Below are 19517 nucleotides of genomic sequence, written 5' to 3'. Positions count from 1 at the left end.
CTTGCTATGAAATTTAACTTGAACGGAATTTGGAATCTGCGTTGCATAAAAACGGGAGAGGAGATACCCGCTCTCGTTCCAGGCGACATTACCGTAGACTACTACAAAGCGGGAAAAACCGACGATCCGTACATGGGCATGAACTACAAAGCCGCAAAAAATATATTCGAACGCGATTACGAATATTCGCGCGCTTTCACCGCGCCCGCAATAAAAAAGGGCGAAAGGGCGTTACTTAAGTTTTACGGTATAGATCTCTTTTCCGAAATATATCTTAACGGCGCGCTTTTGGGCAAGACCGAAAACATGTTTATGCACTACGAGTACGACGTTACCGAGCACTTGAAAGAGCAAAACGAGCTTAAGGTAATAATGCGTTCTACGGCCGAAAAGACGAAAAAAATAGACGCGAGCGGATATTTTGCCTGTTTCAATCTCGAGCGGATATTTTTACGCAAAGCGCAGTGCCATTTCGGGTGGGACTGGGCGCCCAACCTGCCGGGCTACGGCATTTGGAACGACGTGCTCCTCGAATACGTTTCGGAGCGCAGGATAGATAACATACGCGTATCTGCCGACTCGCAGGGTGATTTTACGCTTTTTACCGAACTCAACTACAACGTGCGCAAGGAGAAGTTTGTGGAGTTCGCGGCTACAGATTGCCTGCGTTACACCATTGAGCGCGAGCCGGGTATGGGATTTGAAGATGCTATTTCGGTATCCGTTCCCGTAAAAGGGAAAAAGAATTTTCGTTCGTTTAAGTTCGAAAATCCTCGGCTTTGGATGCCAAACGGATACGGCACACCCAATTTATATGCTTACAAGGTAGAGCTTTTGTGCGGAAAAATAGTTATCGATACATACGAGGGAACATTCGGCTTTAGGAGCGTTAAGCTCGTGCAACGCCCCATAAGCGGCGATAGAATGGGCTTTAAGCTCGAAGTTAACGGAGTAGACGTATTCGCAAAAGGTAGCAACTGGGTGCCTTGCGAGTGTTTTACGGGCACGGTTCAAGAATCCAAATACGAAACGCTTATATCCATGGCGCGCAACGCCAATATGAATATGCTGAGAGTTTGGGGCGGCGGTATTTACGAGAAAGACGTGTTTTACGATCTTTGCGACCGCTACGGCATAATGGTGTGGCAAGACTTTATGTTTGCGTGCTCCGATATTCCCGAAAACAACGCCGAATTCGTTAAAAGCGTTACCGAAGAAGGTATTTTTCAGGTCAAGCGGCTCAGAAATCACCCGAGCTTGGTTTACTGGTGCGGCGGCAACGAAAAGACGGGTTCGTTCGGACTGCTCAAGCAATACGGCGACGATTTGGTGGATATAACTTTGCGCGGCATTGTAGAGCACTACGACGGAACTCGTCCTTACGTGCGACAAAGTCCGTACGGTTATTCCGACATAGACAACGAGCCCGAGAGCGGAGAAACGCACGGTTCTTCGCTCGAAGTGCCCGCGCTCGGCTCGTACGACGAATTTTTGCGCGCCTCGTTCAATAAAAAGATATCGTTTTCGAGCGAGTGCGCCGTAATGGGTTCATGCGTGCCCGAGTCTTATCCGCGGTTTATTCCCCAAGACGAACTTTGGCCCATGGGCGAAGTTTATTACGATCGCTTTTGCGATAATCCGTACGGCGCGGATATGCGCTTTGTAGACGTGCAGAAAAAAATGATAAAATTGCTGTTTTGCGAAGAAAGCGACCTCGAGGAATTTGCGCTCCGCGCCATGGCGGCGCAGGCTGAAAGCCTTAAAATAGAGGTGCAGAACGCGCGGCGCAAGCGTGCGGAGTGCGGCGGCATAATGAACTGGATGTACGACGACATTTGGCCCACGGGCACGTGGTCGGTAATAGACTACTATCTGCAGCCCAAAATGGCGTATTATACGTTAAAAAGAGAGTACGCGCCCTTTCGTGCGGCTGTAATTCCCGACGGAAACGGCAAGTTTTTCGGATATCTCGTTAACGATACCGCAGTTCCCGTAACCGCGCAAATAGTAACCGGCTGCGTGGGAGCTACGGGCGGCAGAAAGAAGGAACGTAGCGCAAGCGTAACGGTAGCCGCGTGTTCTGCGGTAGAGCTCGGCGAAATGCGTCCCGACGCCGATATGCTTTATATAGAGTATAAGGCGGGCGAATATTCGGGCACTGCCGTTACGGCCACAAAACTGTATAAAGACGTAAATTTCGTTTCGAATTATTCGGTAACTTACGGCAATTGCGATAATGTAAACGGGCGATACGAACTTCAACTTACATTCCGTGCCGCGGAGTTTGCTCGCACGGTGCGCATATACGCACCCGACGGAGCTATTCTTACCGACAATTATTTCGATATGCTGCCCGGCGAAACGAAAACGGTGACTATATGTTCTAAAACACCGTTTGAAAAAGAGGACGTTACGGTAAGCGATTACGCCTCCGAAAAAATATCGGAGGGCGCCGCATGACGGCGGGGAATTTACTGCCGCGCGTTTCTTGCTGTTTGGGCGGACTGTTCGAGGCGGGAAAAGACGGCACGGGAGAAATAAGCAGTACCGCCGACGGCAAGATATCGTTTATAGAGCGCGGCGATAAAACGCTGTGCGGGCTTACCGGCTACGGCGGACAAATAGCGGTGTATCCGCTCGAAAAGGCAACGTTTATACCGCAAGCGGAATATGCGGTTACCGATCTCGACGGCACGAGTATTCTTAGCGAAGATTTTTGGATATATGTGATAGAGCAAACGGTTCGCAAGCTCACGGGCAAAAACGTATCGTTTACAGCCGAAGACGTTCCGTTCGTTTCGGGGCACACCACCGCCGATCATCTCGATTACGCGCTCAAAAAGTACGGCGCGGGCGAATACGCGGGCGTTACCGAAACGTATTACGAGATAAGCCGCAGGGAACTTGCCTCGCTTTCGAGCGGCGGCGACTATTCGAAGATACGCCCCGCCGACGGACTCAAAGAGTTTTTGACGGGGCTCAAAAGCCGCGGCGTTAAACTTGCGCTCGTATCGAGCGGGTTGTTTTATAAGGCTATACCCGAGATAGAGTCTGCGTTTAAGGCAATGGGTATGGGCGATCCGCGCGAATTCTACGACGAAATAATAATGGGCGGAGTGGAAAAAGGCGGCAAACAATATTCCACTCTCGGAGAACTTTGCGCCAAACCGCATCCGTGGCTATATAAAGAAGTCGCGGTTGCAGGTCTTAAGTGCAAAAACAGGGAAAAACTTATAGTGGTGGAAGATTCGGCGAGCGGCGTTTTGTCGGCGCGGCTTGCCGGCTACTCGGTAATAGGTCTTACCTCGGGCAATATCGACGCGTCGGGAATGAGCGATTTGTGTTCGTTCCGCGCCGAGTCGCTCAAAGACGCCTACAAAATAATTATAGGAGAAAAAGGAAAATGAAAAAGACTATAGGATTATTGCTCGCACTTGTAACTATGTTTTCGTTGTGCGCGTGCGATACAAGCAACGGAGAAAGTAACGACGTTACCGTGCCTGAAAAGCTGGAGCATATCGGGCTCTATCTTGCCGAAGACGGAACAATGATGAAAGACGGAAAAGAATTTTACGGACTCGGCTTAAACTGGTATGCCATGCTCAACCGCGTATATTTATATGACAAGTGGAATCCGAAAAATTCGCTTGACGCTATGGAGATACTCGCCGAGTACGACGTTCGCGTTATACGCTTTAACATATCGGGCTATACCGCGAACGACTGGGAATATGTTATAAAGAAAGAAGATAAATATTTCGAAGTTCTCGACGTTTTGGCGGATAAAGCCGCCGAACTCGGCATCGGACTTATGCCTTCGTTTTTTTGGGCTATAACAGCCGTTACGAATTATTTCGGCGAGCCGTGGCAGGCGGCAATGCGCACACCCGAGAGCAAAAGCGCGAAATATATGAACGAATTTGTGACGAAAGTGGTGAGTCGTTACGCAGAGCATCCTGCGTTTTACGCATGGGAGTTTGCAAACGAACTGAATTTATCATGCGATTTGCCTAATGTTGCCGACGGCGATAACAAAGTAACTACCGAGAGCTACTTGAATGCGGCTAAAATGTTTACCCAAACGGTAAGAGAAAACGACCCGTATAACAGGATAATAGGTACGGGCGACGCTATTATGCGCGGCAGACAGTATCAGCTTTACAAAACGGGCGGATGGGGAACAAGTAACGATACGCAAGAAGAAGCGGACGAGATACTGGATATAATTAACGAAGATTTTACGGCGGTGAGCACCCATGCTTACGGCGATGGTCATGCAAATATAGACGAGCATCCCGAAAGTTTAACGTCTGATAGAGGAATATTTTCCGATTGGGACGGACTTATGGATTACCTGATTGGGCAGGGCAAGAGAATGAAAAAAGCACCCTATCTCGGAGAAGCCGGTGCAGGTATTGCGGGTAACCGCTCGCCGGAGAGTTGTTTGTTGAGTTTCGAGGAAATTTGCAAATCTGCGGTAAAAAAAGATTTTCCGCTCACACTTTTTTGGAATTACGACGACCGCGCGATATTTAATCCCGACAATCCGAATGTGAGCGCGGGAGCTACCGAATGGAGCTTTTCGCACACTTGGGTAAAGGGCAAAGGCGTGCTCGAATTCATCAAAAAGTACAATGCCGAGTTCGACAAAAAACATGCGGAGGCAGTATGAAAGGTTTGTTCGAAAAATACACCGTAACGGTAGGCTACGGCTACGAAACGCCGTTTGTCAACAAAGCGGACATATATCAAGACGGCACGGTGCCGTTTTGCCGCGACGGCAAAGGAACTTTGTGGGCAATGAGCGGGCACTCGCACATGGGGCATATAGGCATGTTCAGCGGCAAAGATTTGGATGATATGAAAGAGGCGCACCGAGCCGAACTAAACTTCTGCGTGGGTAGCGCGGACTACGCGTTCGACCGCATACGCTATCCCGAGGGAGTAAAGGCGCGCGGCAGTATATGGCCGTTCGGGCTATATATATGCCCTGTTACCAACCGCTTTTTTTGCTATTTTCATAACGAGAGCGGTTGGAACGGCAGAGGCAGCGCATACGACGCGTTCGGACTGTGCGAAACTCCGCGCTACGATTCCGACTTCAGGCACGTAGGACTAATGCACTCCGACGACGAGGGGCGCACTTGGACTTTCGACCGTTGGGTTCTCACGGGCGAGGAGGTGTGTTTTACCGAGAACTACAACCCCGGCGCGGGCAACGTAAAGGGGCAAAAGGCGGGGCTCATAAGTTTGGGTAGCGGAGATTTCACGTTTTACAACGATATGCACGGCGACTACGTTTACCTGTTTTACAACAAGCTTAAATTGGATATGAAGGAGGGAACGTTTAACGAGTGCGACGTGTTTGCGGCTCGGGCGCGCAAGCGCACCGACGGAGTAATGGGAGATTTTGTAAAGTATTACGATGGAGCGTTTTGCGAGGCTGGCAACTTGGGTAAAGAGAGCGCGATTGCAAAAAACGGTTGGCACGCGCGAATAATATATTCGGAGAAGTATAAAAAATACATAATGGCGTCTTCGCCGATAAATGCCGGAAGCAAAACCATGCCCGTAGCCGATTATTTGGAACTTAGGACGTCGGAAGATTTGCTGAACTGGAGCGAGCCGATAAGCGTAGAGAAAGACGGGCAAAAGTTCGGCAGTCATTATCACGGGCTTGTGTCGTATCACGGAAAGGGACGGGAGCAAGTATTTGAAGGAGATAGCTTTACGTTATTGCTCGGACACAACGGTACCGATGTAACCGCCTACGACTTTATATTGACAGCGAATGAAAGAAAGTAAACGTAAGGCAACGACGGTGTGTTTGTACGCATTATTCGCCGCAATAGTCGTGCTGTGCGGCGTGCTCGGCAAAGACAAATGGTATAACGTGGTTTGTTCGGTTGTTGCGGTGGTTTATTTGTTGTTGCTTGCCGACGGAAAACGATTGGGTTACTTATTGGGCGGAGCGTATGCCTTAGGTTACGCGGTCATAGCTTTTTTCGCTACGCTTTACGCCACCGCCGCGTATCATGCTTTCGCGCTGTTGCCGACTATGATATACAGACTGACTATGGCAAAGAAAAAAGAAATTTCCGCAAATATTTCAAAACTCGGCATAAAAGGCTGGGTGATTTCGGTCTGCACGGGAGCCGCCGCCGCCGTGGGACTGCACTTTTTATTAAAGTTTATAGGCGACGCGCAACCGCTTTTGGACGGCGCGGTGCTTGCCGTGAGTTTGGTCACGGTAGCGCTGATGTTTTTCAATTATATGGAAATGTGGATTTTCAATCTTGCGGGCTCTCTTTTATACGTGATTATATGGAGCGTGCAATTTTCGCGCACGGGCGAGGGGCTTGCGTTTGCCGTAATGCAAACCGCGGTGTCAGTAATAAACGTGCGGGGTTTGGTTCAATGGTTCAAAAACTACCGTAAGGGAGTTTCCGCAACCGAGCGTACCGAATAACGGCGGCAAAAAAATAATTTCTGGAAATTTTCAAAAAGTGCGTTCATGAACTTGACGGGGGGGGAGTATGTTATCATGTTTTAGATAATATTTTTCGGAGATACATTACCTAAGATGTGTAAATTTTTGATGCAGTTTTTAAGGCATCCGAGGAGCGTGGGCGCAATCGCGCCGAGCGGAAAAAATTTGTCGGAAAAGATGGTTGAGCCGATAAACTTTCAAACGGCGAAAATTATAGTGGAGTACGGAGCGGGAACGGGTTCTTTTACCCGCGAGCTGTTGAAAAGAAAGCGGGAAGATACGTTGCTTATCTCCATAGAGAAAAACGACAAATTCGTGAAAATACTTAAAAAAGAATTTCCCGAAGATGGCGAAAAAAATTTCCGAATAGTGCATGGCGGCGCGGAAGACGCTTGCGAAATACTTGCTTTGCACGGATATGAGCAAGCGGACTATGTGGTTTCCGGATTGCCTTTTACGTCGTTGCCCAAAAATTTATCGGTAAAAATATTCGGGGAAACGCAAAAAGCAATCACACGTAAAGAAAAACTTGCCGCCCGCTTAACTAATCTTGCATTTGGACAGGCAGTCGCCGGATATTGCCCGCGGAGTAGACAGCGACAACGAAAACGATATCGGCGCGGGCGACCAGGGAATGGTATTCGGTTACGCGAGCAACGAAACTCCCGAGCTTATGCCGCTGCCTATTTCTCTCGCGCATGCGTTGGCGCAAAAACTTTCCGAGGTGCGAAAAAAGGGTATTATAGGATATTTGCGCCCCGACGGAAAAACGCAGGTATCGGTAAAGTATAGCGACGGCGTGCCCGTAGGCATAGACACGGTGCTTGTTTCCGCTCAGCACGACGAAGGAGTTTCGCAAGAGCAAATACGGCGCGATATAGTGCGAGAGGTAATCGAGCGCGTTGTCCCGCAAAATATGCTTTCTACCGATACCGAAATTCTCGTTAATCCCACGGGCAGGTTCATTATAGGCGGACCTGCGGGCGACAGCGGGCTTACGGGCAGAAAGATAATAGTTGACACCTACGGCGGCGCGGCTCGTCACGGCGGAGGAGCGTTTTCGGGCAAAGACCCCACAAAGGTGGACCGTAGCGCGGTATACGCGGCTCGTTACGCCGCCAAGAACGTAGTTGCGGCGGGGCTTGCCAGCAGTCCCGTATACGCAAAAACCGCCGCATACGGTCATTTCGGTAGGGAAAACTGCGGGTTTTCTTGGGAACGAACGAATGCGGCGGAAAAGCTGAAATCCGATTTGTTATAACGGCTTACTTATAATACACAATCATGCTCTCGTTTTCGGAATACAAAACGAGAGTTTTTATATACGGAGGAGAAAGATAATCGCAAAGTACGTTGTTCATTTGCTCGTCGAGCAGTTTGGTATTTATCGCGCCGCTTTGCAAACCGTGCTCGGTATAAAATGAGTATATCGAATTTTCTTTTAGCAGTAAACCGTTGTTTTTGATATAAGCGTTGCTCACTGCGGCATATGTAAGTTTTCCGTGTTCGAGTAAACGCTTAAACTTGCTTTTTTCTGCGTGCGCCTTGCCGAAATGGAATACGGCGTATCCTAAAGGAACTATGCTTATGCTTGCGATTACGAGCCATATCGTTACGCTACGCAACGTATTGAGAGGCGTTGAGGTGGGGAAATCGCCGCCCCAAATAATGAGCTGAAAATTTATTGCAAGAGCGACGAGTAAAAATACAGTGCCGAGTTTTGATTGCTTTGCCGCTTCGCTTACGGGGCACATTTTTCTTTTTGCAAGGCGTATGGGCGGTACGCTTTCGGTGAGCGGCAATGGCGGATTTTCGGTAGGGGCTATTTCGTAGTGCGTAATCGGAACGCTTATATTGCCCGAAAATGCAATCGTTATTTGAGCGCCTTCGCCGAAAACAATTCCGTTTAATTCCGAGGAGTCTAACTTGAATTTGCCCGACTGCTTTTTGTTTTGTTCGTCGTAATAGTCGTATTCGATATCGTAAAATATTTGCTTAAATGCCGATTTGCTTCCGTTTGAGCTAAATCTTCGGTATTTTGTTTGAGCTTTCTTTATAACTGCCGAGGTTGCTTTATTGCCCGCAAGCACTGCTTTTTGTGCCCGTGACAAAAAGGTTTTGCTTATGCGTACCGAACGCATTACGGATAACGTGCCTGCGGTAATCGCGATTGCAAAACAAAACGCCGTTGTTATTTTAACGCATATATTTGGTTCGTTAATCGTAAACGTGAGCATAAAGACGGCGAGGGGAATAGCCATTACCGCACCCGCTATATAACAAAAAAAGCCCGCCTTGCCCGTGTAAACGGGTTTATATGCCACTGCCGAACGCGGAACTATATTAAGTATATCGCTTTTATCTTGCATTATAGAATTTCCTCTTTTACGCTTTTGAAATGAAGAGTCGATAATACGCAAGTTGCAAAGTCAAGCCGATAAAAAATGCGGAAAAAGCGAGCAACCCGTAACCGAGCAAATCTATATTAAACAGCATAACTCAAATTTTCGGTAAACGCGTTTTGCGCAAACAGCGATACGAATAAACAAATCAAAAATACGCAACGGTGCTACTCATTACAATGGAAGAAACAAAACCGATTTTCCTATTCATATTTTTTCACTCCGAACCCCTATTCGAAATTCATTATACGCAAAATCGGCTACGTTGTCAAATACTTTGTAAAATGTCGTTGCTTTTGCACTCGTTCAACCTAATTTTTAAGTTTTACGGGTAGCCATAATTCGCAAATATAATCGTCGCTCGTCCGGTCGCCGTCTAAATATCTTTCTATATCCGGCGCATTTAACCATTCGTAACCCGAATTGGGCAACCACTCATTATATATCCGCTTTGACGTTTCTTGTATAGAAAACGGAATTTTGCCCCTGCAATCGAATACGGCATAAGTACACTCTCTAATATAAAATTCTTCCATTCCGTCAAGCAATTTTTCGGTGCTTGCCGTTGCTATATAATAATTTAAAACAGTTTCGTCTTGTTCTGATAACGAACATATACCCAATACGCCTTCAATCACATCTGCGGAATGACTTTCGTCTAAATTGATTTTCATTAGCTTTTGATAATTGCCGTTAGCAAAAGTTTTATTCCAAAATTGCGGAATGGTTTCAAACTGTTTGAAATTATCTGTTGAAGTAGATAATTTGTACCCAATCATACGAAATGCTTTTTGTTTTACAATGCGATAATTCAAAATAGTTGCTTCTTTTATACATAGCTGAAATTTTATAGGCGGAAAGGCTTTAAGTTTTAACTCTTTAACTAAACGCACCTTGCTCGGGGGCATACCGTGCATTTTTTGAAAAGCCCTATTAAACGCGGTCGGCGAATCGTAACCGTATTTTAATGCAATTTCGGATATTCTTTCATTAGTGTTTTGCAAATCAAAAGCAGCACGGTCTAATCTCCGATTGCGTATATATTCAGCCAAAGTTATACCCGACATAGCGGCAAAAAGCGTTTGAAACTGATAAATCGAGCATAGCGCAATATTAGATATTTCTTTGTTAACAATTTCACTGTCTAAATTCATCTCGATATATGCCAATGCGGCGTTAAAGCGTTTCAAAGTGTCCATTTTTATACCTCACAAATATTATAGCATATTATAAAATTTTTCAACTCTCTTTTTACTGCATTTTAATGAGAGAAAAATAGACCTAAAAGAAAAAAGTATCCCCACGCTTTGCGTGGGGATACTTTTTTTTAATTTTCCAATTCTAACGGAACAGCGGTTATTTTGCCTTTATCAATTTCAACAATTATTCGCTTATGGCAACTTTCGCATTTTATAATTCCGTTTTTAATTGTTTCCGCTTGTATAAGCGTTTTTGAGCAGATAGGACAGCATACATACATTTTCATACGCTCACCTCATATCTTTTAAGGCGGCAATATTTCCTGTTTGAATGTAGTTTATTCGTTCCAATATTTTTTCGGGTGGCAAATCCCACCAACGCATAGATAAAAGCGCATTTATTGTATCGTCAGAAAAACGCTTGCGTATAGGTTTTGCGGGTACACCGCCCACAATGGTATATGGCGGTACATCTTTTGTAACAACGGCACGCGCACCGATTATGGCACCGTCGCCAATCGTTACACCCGCTAATATTACCGCCTCATAACCTATCCATACATCATTACCGATTACAATGTTACCTTTATTGTCCCATGCTTTATCTGCCCATATTCCGTGTTCCCATTCTTCATAAAAAATAGGAAACGGGTACGTTGAAAGTGAACGCATCGTATGATTTGCACTATTAAACAAAAACTTTGCGCCACAAGCAATAGAGCAAAATTTGCCTATGATAAGTTTATCGTGGTTGATAGGGTAATGATACAAAACATTGTTTTTTTCAAAGTCTTTCGGGTTATTTACGAAATAATTATAAAACGTAAAATCTCCGACTTCGATATTCGGGTTTGTTATTACATTTTTCAAATATACAATTTGTTTATCCTCACTGCGAGGATATATTTTTGTGCTATCCGGAATAGCCATTTTAGTCATCTCCTTATAAATTTATTTTTTTAAGACTATTCCGGCAAAGACAATGCAAAGTTTCATTGTGCAAACTCCTTTAACAAAATTAAGTAAATATAGTATTGATTAACGCTTGAACTTCATTAAAAAACCTACATAAATGAAAGCCGTCCGCGACTGCGTGGTGTATATTCATTGAAAGCGGCATAATAAGTCTATTATTTTCCATTTCATATTTTCCCCAAGTAACTACGGGAGCGAGATATGTTCCGCTGTCAAAAACGTGAATATCAAAACACTTATACTTTACCCACGGCAAACAACTTACGTCAAAAGTATTTTTCGGTATGTCTTTTAAGTCAAACGCTCTTAAATTTTGATAACGTTCTTTATCGGCTAAATAATGAGAGTGAAATTCTTCCAAGTCGTCAGAAAATTCAGTTACCAATTTTACACAACTTTCATCTTCTTTATGAAAATCAGCATAATAAGGTGATACATTTTCCCAACGTATCAAATTACCGTCGTTATCCCAGCCGTACTTGAACTCGTTATGTGAGTTTATTATCTTTGATATAACCCACATCATAGTAGGATAGAATTTTAACCCTTGCGCTTTAATAAATTCCTTTAACGGCGTAACATCAATATCAACCGTCATACTCATTACATTGCGTAAATTATCAATAAAAAAGCGAAAAAGTTTACCTCTTTCCCAAGTGTCTAAATTGATTATTTTATATTCCATTTTAACCTCCTAAAATTTTTGTAATTTTAGAAGGTAGAAACCAGCCCAATGTGCATACGCTTGCCTCCTTGTATTTATGATAAAACTATTATATCATTTTTGCTGTCATAAGTAAATGATTTGATTATTTATTAAAGTGGATTTTATATTTTTGCGTAATCAATTTTTCGACAATATCAATTTTATTGTGATAACGTCTGTGGACGGAATACGCCGCCTTGACAATTTGTCTGCGACGGCATTTTTTGCCGGTTAAGACGACCACCAAAGCGAACACAAAATTTTTAAGCCGCAGTCCGCAACGACCGCGCAAAGGAGCAAGCTATGAAAAATGCAGTCATCTACGCAAGGTATTCTCCCGGTTCAAAGCAGAATTACCAATCAATCGAGGGGCAACTCAAAGAGTGTTACGCTTTCGCGGAACGGAGCGATTTACGCATAGTCCACGAATATATCGACGAACACTTGACGGGGACGAACGACAAGCGCACCCAATTCTTGCAAATGATTGAGGATAGCAAACGCAAGGGCTTTCAATACATATATTTAGGCAAGTACATTTTTCAAGGCAACGAAATTGACGGCGGTATGCCGCGCATTATTGACGACGAACTTTTCGACGAGGTGCAAAGGGTATTAGAGAAATACGCGCAAGCACCGTCAAGAGGAAAAGCCCTTGAAGAATACTTATTATCTGAAAAATTGATATGCGGAAAATGTAGCAACAAAATGACGGGTATCAGCGGCACAAGCAAAAACAAAGAAATGTATTTTTAGTATGCTTGTAACGGACACGTTAAAGGCAAATGCGACAAGCGCGCGAGCTGAACGCGACAATCGAGAGCGAAAAGGCGTTGCAAATCAATTACACTTATGACGATATACGCAAGTGGTTAGAACATTTCCGCACATTGGACTATACTAAGACGAAAAACCGCAAGGCACTAATTGACACGTTTATTTATAGGGTATTGCTTTACGACGACAAAATGAAATTGATATTCAATCTGAAAGACGGGCAGAAAAACGAGTTGCTTTTGAACTTGATATTCCCCGATTACCCCGACGGAAACGGCGGCGCGGACAAAAACGGCGTAAAAGAAAAAGAAACCGAAAACTCGGTTTCTCTTGTCGGGGTGTTCGTATACCCCTGTTATGGTGCGGATGAAGGGATTTGAACCCACACACCTACGGTACCGGCTCCTAAGGCCGGCGCGTCTGCCAGTTCCGCCACATCCGCACGGAATAAGTAAATTATAAGGCAAATGGCGGGAAAAGTCAACGGTTTATCGTTTTTTCGCGTTTTCGAGTTTCCACTTTTTTATTTCGTTAAGACGCTCTTTGAACTTGTATTCCATGCCGTCTTCCGACGGGAAATAGTATTCCGTTCCGAGCAGGGAGTCGGGGAGGCATTGCATATCGGTGAGTTTGTCTTTGGCATCGTGCGCGTATTGATAGCCCTTGCCGTAATCGAGTTCTTTCATTAGTTTGGTGGGCGCGTTTCTTATCACCAACGGCACGGGTTCGGCGAGCATTTTGAGCGCGTCTTTTTTTGCCTTGCCGTAAGCTACGTATAACGAGTTGGACTTGGGCACTAAAGACATGTATACGACCGCTTGCGTTAAATGCACGCTGCATTCGGGCATGCCTATAAAATGGCAAGCTTGATATGCGGCTACCGATATCTCGAGCGCACGCGGGTCGGCAAGACCGATATCTTCGCTTGCAAAGCGGGTAATGCGCCGTGCGATATAAATGGGGTCTTCGCCGGCTTCGAGCATGCGGGCAAGCCAGTAAACGGCGGCATCGGGGTCGGAGTTGCGCATGGATTTGTGAAGCGCGGAAATGAGATTGTAGTGCTCCTCGCCGTTTTTATCGTATAAAAGCGATTTTTTTGAGGTGCATTGCTCTATAGTTTCCTTGGTAACGGTTATTTTGTCGGCGGAAATATCGCCGTTGAGTATCGCCATTTCAAGAGTGGAAAGGGCGTTGCGAGCGTCGCCGTTGGCAAAGTTTGCGATTGTTTCGAGCAGGTCCTGCGATATATCTACATTTTGTCCGCCGAAACCGCGATTGTCCGATACCGCTCTGGCGAGCAGCTCGGTGAGTTCTTCGGTTTTCAATGCTTGCAATACGAACACTTTGCAACGGGAGAGAAGTGCGCCGTTAACCTCAAAAGACGGGTTTTCGGTGGTTGCGCCTATGAGTATTATACTGCCTTTTTCCACGTAGGGAAGAAAAGCGTCTTGTTGCGCTTTGTTGAAACGGTGTATTTCGTCTATAAACAATATTGTTTTTTCGCCGAAACGACGGTTGTTCTCGGCTTGTTCCATAACCTGTTTGATTTCTTTTATGCCGCTCGTTACAGCGGAAAAGTCTATAAAGTTCGCCTGCGTTTTTTTTGCTATTATGCGGGCGAGCGTGGTTTTGCCCACTCCGGGCGGACCCCAAAATATCATGGAGCTGATTTTGTCGCCCTCAATCAAACGTCTTAAAATCTTGCCTTCGCCGAGCAAGTGCTTTTGTCCGAAGAATTCGTCGAGATTTTGCGGCCTGAGTCTTGCCGCCAACGGTTGGGTGGAGGTATTCTCGAAAAAAGTGCTTTGCTCGGACATTTTATTTGCTCGCTCCTTTTGCGTTTAGATAATTATACCATTTGCTCGGTTAAAAATCAAGCCGAAACGTGGCAAAAGAAAAAACCGCACAATAACGTACGGTTTTAAGTGGTGATCCATCCGGGATTCGAACCCGGGACACCTTGATTAAAAGTCAAGTGCTCTACCGGCTGAGCTAATGAATCACAATGGCAGGGGTAGTAGGATTTGAACCTACGAAGTGACGGAGTCAGAGTCCGTTGCCTTACCGCTTGGCGACACCCCTACGGGTTGTTTTGCCTTTCGGCATGGTATGAGGGGAAAGTGGCAGGGGTGGCAGGATTTGAACCTGCGAGTGCGAAAGTCAAAGTCTCGTGCCTTACCGCTTGGCGACACCCCTAAATAAATAATGGGGTGAGTAAAGAGATTCGAACTCTTGGCCTCCAGAGCCACAATCTGGCGCTCTAACCAGCTGAGCTATACCCACCACAGTATTTCGGCAATGGCGCGCCTAAAGGGATTCGAACCCCTGACCCACGCCTTAGAAGGGCGTTGCTCTATCCAACTGAGCTACAGGCGCAGAGTGGAGCGGGTGATGGGAATCGGACCCACGCAGCCAGCTTGGAAGGCTGGAACTCTACCATTGAGCTACACCCGCGAATTAACGCTTATCAAGAATAACATAATACGCAAAATATGTCAACTGTTTGAATATTCATTATACAAATATTTTTTTCTTGTCTTTTTTTTTCGGTTGTGATATACTGTAAAAGCGGTAAAAAGCGCGAAATTATGCAAACGAAGCGGATTAACGGAGCTACTTTTTAATGATTGAACTTAAAAACGTATCGTTCGGCGTGAAAGACGGTAACGCCGAAGAGCAAAAGATAATACTCTCAAACGTGAATTTGACCGTTCCCGATAATTGCATTACAGCAATAACGGGGCAAAACGGCGGGGGCAAGTCTACGCTCATGAAACTACTCATGGGTATAGAAAAGCCTACGGGCGGAAAAATATTTTACAACGGCAAAGATATAACCGATATGAACGTAACCGAACGGGCGCGCATGGGATTTTCCATAGCGTTCCAACAGCCCGTGCGTTTTAAGGGCATAACCGTTAAAAAACTTCTAAGTCTTGCGAGCGGCAAAGAGAGCGACGTAGGCACGCTGTGCAATTATTTGTCGGCGGTGGGCTTGTGCGCCAAAGATTACGTAAACCGTGAAATAGACTCGACTCTTTCGGGCGGGGAGCTTAAGCGCATAGAACTCGCTTCGGCGATAGCCAAGGGCGGCGACGTGTTTTTGCTCGACGAGCCCGAGGCGGGCATAGACCTATGGAGTTTCGAAGAGCTTATAAACACGTTTTTGGGACTAAAAGATAAATCCGTTATAATAGTTACTCATCAAAAAAAGATACTCGACGTGGCGGACAATATAATACTCGTAAATCACAACGCGCCGCCCGAATTGGGCGAACGGGAGAAGATGTTGCCCAAACTTGCCGAAAACGAAACTTGCGGAAGACTTAAGAGGTAGAACATGGATAAAACGGACGAACGACTTTTGGAGCAAATAGCGGAACTGCACGGAGTGCCCGAAGGCAGTTACAATATTCGAAAAAACGGAGAGAGCATTGCCCGCAATTCGAACGCGGATATAGAAATAGTATCCAAAGCCGACAAGAGCGGCATAGACATAATAGTTAAGCCCAACGTGAAAAACAAGAGCGTGCACATTCCCGTGCTCATCACGGCGGGCGATTTTCACGACGTTGTTTACAACGATTTCTATGTAGGAAAGAATTCCGACGTTACCATTGTGGCGGGTTGCGGGATACACAATTGCGGGAGCGGCGACAGCGTGCACGACGGAATACACACATTTCATTTGGAAGAGGGCGCGAAGGTGCGATACGTGGAGCGACACGTTGGCTCAGGCGACGGAAGCGGCGGAAAGAATTTCTTTCCCGTAACGAAAGTTTTTCAGAAAGACAATTCGGTTATGATAATGGAAACCACGCAACTCGGCGGCGTTACCGATACCGTGAGAAAGACTACCGCGACTCTGCGCGGCAATGCCAAATTGCTTGTTAAGGAAAAACTGCTCACCGACGGTAACGAACGCGCGGTATCCGATTTCGACGTTAAGTTGCTCGGGGCGGACAGCAGCGCGGATATAATAAGCAGGAGCGTTGCTCGCGGAAAGTCTTATCAGCATTTCAAATCGCGACTTATAGGGAAAAACCGTTGTTTCGGGCACGTGGAGTGTGACGGAATTCTTACCGACTCGGCGCGAATTTGCTCCACGCCCGCAATAGACGCGGCGCACAGCGACGCGAGCCTTGTACACGAAGCGGCTATAGGAAAGATAGCGGGAGAGCAACTGCTTAAGCTCATGACTTTGGGCTTGGACGAAAAACAGGCGGAAGACACTATAATACACGGATTTTTGGATTGATTATGGAATACATAGAAGCTAAAAGGGTGCTTGCGGTTGGAGAAAGCGAGTGGTTCGGGTGCGACTATAACGCCAATTTGTATCGCGGATGCAGTCACGGTTGCATATATTGCGACAGCAGGAGCGATTGTTATGCGATAAAGCGGTTCGATACGGTGCGAGCCAAACGGAACGTGCTCGCAATACTCGAAGAGGAACTTTGCAAAAAGCGAAAAAAGGGGATTGTGGGACTCGGCGCAATGAGCGACAGTTACAATCCTTGCGAAAAAGAGGCGGAACTTACGCGCGGTGCGCTCAAACTTTTCGATAAATACGGTTTCGGTGTTTCGCTCGAAACCAAATCGGACTTAATACTGCGCGATACCGATATTCTGCTCTCTATAGCAAGCCATTCTCCCGTAAATATCAAATTCAGCGTTACCACTCCTTACGACGATTTGGCTAAAAAGTTGGAGCCGAAAGCGTGTTCGGTTAAGCGCAGATTTGCCGCGCTCGAGGAATTGAGTCGCGCGGGAATATTTACGGGCGTTCTCATGACTCCCGTTTTGCCGTTTTTGGAAGACGACAGCGCGAGCGTTCTCTCCATTGCGGACAAGGCGGCGGAGGCAGGTTGCAAATTCGTATATTTCGGCTATGCTTTCGGCGTTACGTTGCGCGACAGCCAGCGCGTGCACTTTTTGGATAAAGCGGAAAAACTTTTTCCGGGTACGAAGCAAAAATATTGCGACGCTTACGGCAACGATTACATGTGCGTATCGCCCAACAACGAAGCTCTCGTTGCGGCGATAACCGACAAGTGCCGCAAGCTCGGACTCAAATATACTATGCAAGATATAGTTGCCGAAAACAAACGCCCGTATGAGGTGCAACAGATTTCTTTGTTTGATTTCTGAAAATCGCATTAATTTGTTTGACAAGTTAATGCGAAGCATGTATACTATTATAGCATGATTAAAATTAGTTAATAGGAGGTGCTAAAAATGGCAGTACCCAAGCATAAAGCGTCTAAGAAACAGGGTAATTCTCGTTTTGCTAATTGGAAGATATCTAATCCTTCTATTAGCGAATGTCCGCAGTGTCATGAGATGAAACAAAATCATAGAGTTTGCAAAAATTGCGGATACTATGACGGTGTAAAGAAGATTGACATTAAGAAAGACAAGGAATAATTTCCACTGTGCTTTACCGATGGCTCCGCATTAGGATTTGCGGAGCTGTTTTATTTAACGGAGGATTTTGTATATGATGAAGATAGCCGTAGACGCGTTCGGAGGAGATACTTCGCCGTATTCTCAAATAAAGGGCGGCATTGACTTTCTGAACGAAACCAAAGACGTGGGATTGGTTTTTACGGGCGACAAAGAAATTTTGAAGCGCGAGCTTTCCAAATACAAATACGACTCGAGCCGCGTGTTTATAGAGCACGCTCCCGAGGTTATCAGCAACGAGGAAGCTCCCACAACGGCAATACGCGCAAAAAAAGACTCCTCGATGGTTAAGGCGTTCGATTTGCTAAAAGAAGACGCCGAGGTTGCCGGAATGATAAGTTCGGGCAGTACCGGAGCGGTGCTCACCGGCAGCGTGCTCAAGGTGGGGAGAATTAACGGAGTTTTGCGCCCCGCGCTCGCGCCGCTTTTGCCCACTCGCGGCGGCGGCAGGGTATGCCTGATAGACTGCGGCGCAAACGTAGACAGCCGTCCCGACTTTTTGGTGCAGTTCACGCTCATGGCGGTGTGCTACATGCGCTCGGTTTACGGCATACAAAATCCGAGAGTGGGGCTCGTTTCGGTGGGCGTGGAAGACCACAAGGGAAACGCGCTTACCAAAGAGGTGTTCGAACAGCTCAAAAAACTGCCCATAAATTTTAAGGGCAACATGGAAGCGCGCGACGCTCTCACCGGCGAATACGATATTCTCGTAGCCGACGGTTTCGTGGGCAACGTACTGTTAAAATCGGTGGAGGGCACGGCTCAAATGGTAATGGGCGAACTCAAAAGCGCGATTATGGCGTCCGCTTCCGCAAAATTCGGTGCGTTGTTTATGAAAAAGGCTTTCCGCAAGCTCAAGAAATCCATGGACTACAACGCCTACGGCGGCGCACCTTTTCTCGGCATAAACAAAGTGGTGGTAAAAGCTCACGGCGCGGCTAATCCCGAGGCGGTTTCCGCCGCGCTCCGTCAGGTAAAAAAGATGATTGACGCCGACCTCGCGGGCGGCATAAAAGAAGAGCTCGAAAAGTTTTCCGTAAATGAATAACGACTGCGTTTCGCGAGCCGAAAGCATAATAGGCTACGTTTTTTCGGATAAGTCGTTGCTTTTGTGCGCTCTTACCTATAAATCTTACGTAAACGAATACGGCGGAGAAAGCAACGAGCGGCTCGAGTATTTGGGCGACAGCGTGCTCAATCTGATTGCCGCCGAACTGCTGTATCGCGCAACGCCCGCCGACGAGGGCGTGCTGACCGAACTGCGCAAAGGGATAGTGTCGCGCAAGCCGCTTGCCGCCGCCGTAAAAAAGATGGGACTTTTGGAATGTTGCCGAATGGGCAAAGGCGCGAAAATGGGTCTTGCGGATTTCGGAGAAAAGCCGATATCCGATTTGTTCGAAGCCGCGCTCGGCGCGATATATCTCGACGGAGGGCTTAAACCCGCCCGCGAGTTCGTTGCGCGGCATTTGCTTTCCGAATCGGAAAAGTAATTTCATATCGTT

Annotated in this window: 18 protein-coding genes, 7 tRNA genes and 2 pseudogenes; 15 read left to right on the top strand and 12 right to left on the bottom strand. The window is 46.4% G+C overall.

Annotation, left to right across the window (positions count from 1 at the left end):
• Positions 1-6: 6 nt before the first annotated feature.
• From NFR55_RS02890 to metK, 7 genes and pseudogenes are all read left to right on the top strand, one after another.
• Positions 7-2460 (top strand): glycoside hydrolase family 2 protein, encoded by a 2454-nt coding sequence (locus tag NFR55_RS02890; protein WP_251546044.1) that lies wholly within the window; start codon positions 7-9, stop codon positions 2458-2460.
• Positions 2457-3407 carry an HAD family hydrolase gene (locus NFR55_RS02885; RefSeq protein ID WP_251546042.1) on the top strand — a complete coding sequence of 317 codons (951 nt, stop codon included), beginning with the start codon at positions 2457-2459 and terminating at the stop codon, positions 3405-3407. Before NFR55_RS02890 ends, NFR55_RS02885 begins: the two co-directional genes overlap by 4 nt.
• On the top strand, positions 3404-4672 hold the full coding sequence (locus NFR55_RS02880; protein WP_251546040.1) for a glycoside hydrolase 5 family protein: 1269 nt from the start codon (positions 3404-3406) through the stop codon (positions 4670-4672). The genes NFR55_RS02885 and NFR55_RS02880 overlap by 4 nt, the downstream gene beginning before the upstream one ends.
• Entirely contained in the window at positions 4669-5805 is a 1137-nt protein-coding gene (locus NFR55_RS02875) for a hypothetical protein (protein WP_251546038.1), read from the top strand. The genes NFR55_RS02880 and NFR55_RS02875 overlap by 4 nt, the downstream gene beginning before the upstream one ends.
• Positions 5792-6469, top strand: coding sequence for a nicotinamide riboside transporter PnuC (gene pnuC / locus NFR55_RS02870; RefSeq protein ID WP_251546036.1), 678 nt, complete (start codon positions 5792-5794; stop codon positions 6467-6469). The genes NFR55_RS02875 and pnuC overlap by 14 nt, the downstream gene beginning before the upstream one ends.
• A gap of 114 nt (positions 6470-6583) precedes the next feature.
• A pseudogene (locus NFR55_RS10580) lies at positions 6584-6856 on the top strand (class I SAM-dependent methyltransferase); the annotation flags it as partial.
• Between the two features lie 178 nt (positions 6857-7034).
• Positions 7035-7751 (top strand): annotated as a pseudogene (metK, locus tag NFR55_RS02865) (methionine adenosyltransferase); the annotation flags it as partial.
• 4 nt (positions 7752-7755) lie between these two features.
• Here the strand turns inward: metK and NFR55_RS02860 are convergent.
• The 4 genes from NFR55_RS02860 to NFR55_RS02845 form a co-directional block, all read right to left on the bottom strand.
• Positions 7756-8859 carry a hypothetical protein gene (locus tag NFR55_RS02860; protein WP_251546034.1) on the bottom strand — a complete coding sequence of 368 codons (1104 nt, stop codon included), beginning with the start codon at positions 8857-8859 and terminating at the stop codon, positions 7756-7758.
• Positions 8860-9203: 344 nt separating this feature from the next.
• A complete protein-coding gene (locus NFR55_RS02855; RefSeq protein WP_251546033.1) occupies positions 9204-10091 on the bottom strand; it encodes an AraC family transcriptional regulator in 888 nt (295 codons plus the stop codon).
• A gap of 291 nt (positions 10092-10382) precedes the next feature.
• Positions 10383-11021, bottom strand: a complete 639-nt coding sequence (locus NFR55_RS02850; protein WP_251546031.1) for a CatB-related O-acetyltransferase — start codon at positions 11019-11021, stop codon at positions 10383-10385.
• Positions 11022-11109: 88 nt separating this feature from the next.
• Positions 11110-11751 (bottom strand): CatA-like O-acetyltransferase, encoded by a 642-nt coding sequence (locus NFR55_RS02845; RefSeq protein WP_251546029.1) that lies wholly within the window; start codon positions 11749-11751, stop codon positions 11110-11112.
• A 324-nt stretch (positions 11752-12075) separates the two neighbouring features.
• On the opposite strand from NFR55_RS02845, the gene NFR55_RS02840 reads away from it, so the two are divergent.
• The gene (locus tag NFR55_RS02840; RefSeq protein WP_251546027.1) at positions 12076-12528 is read left to right on the top strand and encodes a recombinase family protein; all 453 of its coding nucleotides are present in this window, start codon (positions 12076-12078) and stop codon (positions 12526-12528) included.
• A 29-nt stretch (positions 12529-12557) separates the two neighbouring features.
• The gene (locus tag NFR55_RS02835; protein WP_251546025.1) at positions 12558-12929 is read left to right on the top strand and encodes a hypothetical protein; all 372 of its coding nucleotides are present in this window, start codon (positions 12558-12560) and stop codon (positions 12927-12929) included.
• Here the strand turns inward: NFR55_RS02835 and NFR55_RS02830 are convergent.
• From NFR55_RS02830 to NFR55_RS02795, 8 genes are all read right to left on the bottom strand, one after another.
• Positions 12908-12991, bottom strand: a tRNA-Leu gene (locus tag NFR55_RS02830). The genes NFR55_RS02835 and NFR55_RS02830 overlap by 22 nt on opposite strands.
• Before the next feature lie 46 nt (positions 12992-13037).
• Positions 13038-14366: a replication-associated recombination protein A gene (locus tag NFR55_RS02825; protein ID WP_251546023.1), complete on the bottom strand. Its 1329-nt coding sequence runs from the start codon at positions 14364-14366 to the stop codon at positions 13038-13040.
• Between the two features lie 109 nt (positions 14367-14475).
• Positions 14476-14551, bottom strand: a tRNA-Lys gene (locus tag NFR55_RS02820).
• Between the two features lie 4 nt (positions 14552-14555).
• A tRNA-Gln gene (locus NFR55_RS02815) sits at positions 14556-14631 on the bottom strand.
• A gap of 39 nt (positions 14632-14670) precedes the next feature.
• Positions 14671-14745 (bottom strand) — tRNA-Gln (locus NFR55_RS02810).
• Positions 14746-14755: 10 nt separating this feature from the next.
• Positions 14756-14832 (bottom strand) — tRNA-His (locus tag NFR55_RS02805).
• A gap of 16 nt (positions 14833-14848) precedes the next feature.
• Positions 14849-14925: transfer RNA gene (locus NFR55_RS02800), tRNA-Arg, on the bottom strand.
• Positions 14926-14929: 4 nt separating this feature from the next.
• Positions 14930-15003, bottom strand: a tRNA-Gly gene (locus NFR55_RS02795).
• Positions 15004-15172: 169 nt separating this feature from the next.
• On the opposite strand from NFR55_RS02795, the gene NFR55_RS02790 reads away from it, so the two are divergent.
• The 6 genes from NFR55_RS02790 (at position 15173) to NFR55_RS02765 (ending at position 19505) form a co-directional block, all read left to right on the top strand.
• Positions 15173-15886: an ATP-binding cassette domain-containing protein gene (locus NFR55_RS02790; protein WP_251546020.1), complete on the top strand. Its 714-nt coding sequence runs from the start codon at positions 15173-15175 to the stop codon at positions 15884-15886.
• Positions 15887-15889: 3 nt separating this feature from the next.
• A complete protein-coding gene (locus tag NFR55_RS02785; RefSeq protein WP_251546018.1) occupies positions 15890-16807 on the top strand; it encodes a SufB/SufD family protein in 918 nt (305 codons plus the stop codon).
• A gap of 2 nt (positions 16808-16809) precedes the next feature.
• A complete protein-coding gene (locus NFR55_RS02780; RefSeq protein ID WP_251546016.1) occupies positions 16810-17700 on the top strand; it encodes an SPL family radical SAM protein in 891 nt (296 codons plus the stop codon).
• An 87-nt stretch (positions 17701-17787) separates the two neighbouring features.
• The gene (gene rpmF, locus NFR55_RS02775; RefSeq protein ID WP_251546013.1) at positions 17788-17976 is read left to right on the top strand and encodes a 50S ribosomal protein L32; all 189 of its coding nucleotides are present in this window, start codon (positions 17788-17790) and stop codon (positions 17974-17976) included.
• 73 nt (positions 17977-18049) lie between these two features.
• Positions 18050-19063 carry a phosphate acyltransferase PlsX gene (gene plsX, locus NFR55_RS02770; protein ID WP_251546012.1) on the top strand — a complete coding sequence of 338 codons (1014 nt, stop codon included), beginning with the start codon at positions 18050-18052 and terminating at the stop codon, positions 19061-19063.
• On the top strand, positions 19056-19505 hold the full coding sequence (locus NFR55_RS02765) for a ribonuclease III family protein (protein ID WP_251546010.1): 450 nt from the start codon (positions 19056-19058) through the stop codon (positions 19503-19505). Before plsX ends, NFR55_RS02765 begins: the two co-directional genes overlap by 8 nt.
• Positions 19506-19517: the final 12 nt, after the last annotated feature.

The organism is Pumilibacter intestinalis (genome assembly GCF_943193005.1).
GTDB lineage: Bacteria > Bacillota > Clostridia > Christensenellales > Pumilibacteraceae > Pumilibacter > Pumilibacter intestinalis.
The sequence above is the reverse complement of the archived record's forward strand: the minus strand, read 5'-3'. Positions and strand labels throughout refer to the sequence as shown.

Bases quoted from the DNA above. Each gene is read 5' to 3' on its own strand.
- NFR55_RS02890 (WP_251546044.1), top strand. From the start codon at position 7: ATGAAATTTAACTTGAACGGAATTTGGAATCTGCGTTGCATAAAAACG.
- NFR55_RS02885 (WP_251546042.1), top strand. From the start codon at position 2,457: ATGACGGCGGGGAATTTACTGCCGCGCGTTTCTTGCTGTTTGGGCGGA.
- NFR55_RS02880 (WP_251546040.1), top strand. From the start codon at position 3,404: ATGAAAAAGACTATAGGATTATTGCTCGCACTTGTAACTATGTTTTCG.
- NFR55_RS02875 (WP_251546038.1), top strand. From the start codon at position 4,669: ATGAAAGGTTTGTTCGAAAAATACACCGTAACGGTAGGCTACGGCTAC.
- pnuC (WP_251546036.1), top strand. From the start codon at position 5,792: ATGAAAGAAAGTAAACGTAAGGCAACGACGGTGTGTTTGTACGCATTA.
- NFR55_RS02860 (WP_251546034.1), bottom strand. From the start codon at position 8,859: ATGCAAGATAAAAGCGATATACTTAATATAGTTCCGCGTTCGGCAGTG.
- NFR55_RS02855 (WP_251546033.1), bottom strand. From the start codon at position 10,091: ATGGACACTTTGAAACGCTTTAACGCCGCATTGGCATATATCGAGATG.
- NFR55_RS02850 (WP_251546031.1), bottom strand. From the start codon at position 11,021: ATGGCTATTCCGGATAGCACAAAAATATATCCTCGCAGTGAGGATAAA.
- NFR55_RS02845 (WP_251546029.1), bottom strand. From the start codon at position 11,751: ATGGAATATAAAATAATCAATTTAGACACTTGGGAAAGAGGTAAACTT.
- NFR55_RS02840 (WP_251546027.1), top strand. From the start codon at position 12,076: ATGAAAAATGCAGTCATCTACGCAAGGTATTCTCCCGGTTCAAAGCAG.
- NFR55_RS02835 (WP_251546025.1), top strand. From the start codon at position 12,558: ATGCGACAAGCGCGCGAGCTGAACGCGACAATCGAGAGCGAAAAGGCG.
- NFR55_RS02825 (WP_251546023.1), bottom strand. From the start codon at position 14,366: ATGTCCGAGCAAAGCACTTTTTTCGAGAATACCTCCACCCAACCGTTG.
- NFR55_RS02790 (WP_251546020.1), top strand. From the start codon at position 15,173: ATGATTGAACTTAAAAACGTATCGTTCGGCGTGAAAGACGGTAACGCC.
- NFR55_RS02785 (WP_251546018.1), top strand. From the start codon at position 15,890: ATGGATAAAACGGACGAACGACTTTTGGAGCAAATAGCGGAACTGCAC.
- NFR55_RS02780 (WP_251546016.1), top strand. From the start codon at position 16,810: ATGGAATACATAGAAGCTAAAAGGGTGCTTGCGGTTGGAGAAAGCGAG.
- rpmF (WP_251546013.1), top strand. From the start codon at position 17,788: ATGGCAGTACCCAAGCATAAAGCGTCTAAGAAACAGGGTAATTCTCGT.
- plsX (WP_251546012.1), top strand. From the start codon at position 18,050: ATGATGAAGATAGCCGTAGACGCGTTCGGAGGAGATACTTCGCCGTAT.
- NFR55_RS02765 (WP_251546010.1), top strand. From the start codon at position 19,056: ATGAATAACGACTGCGTTTCGCGAGCCGAAAGCATAATAGGCTACGTT.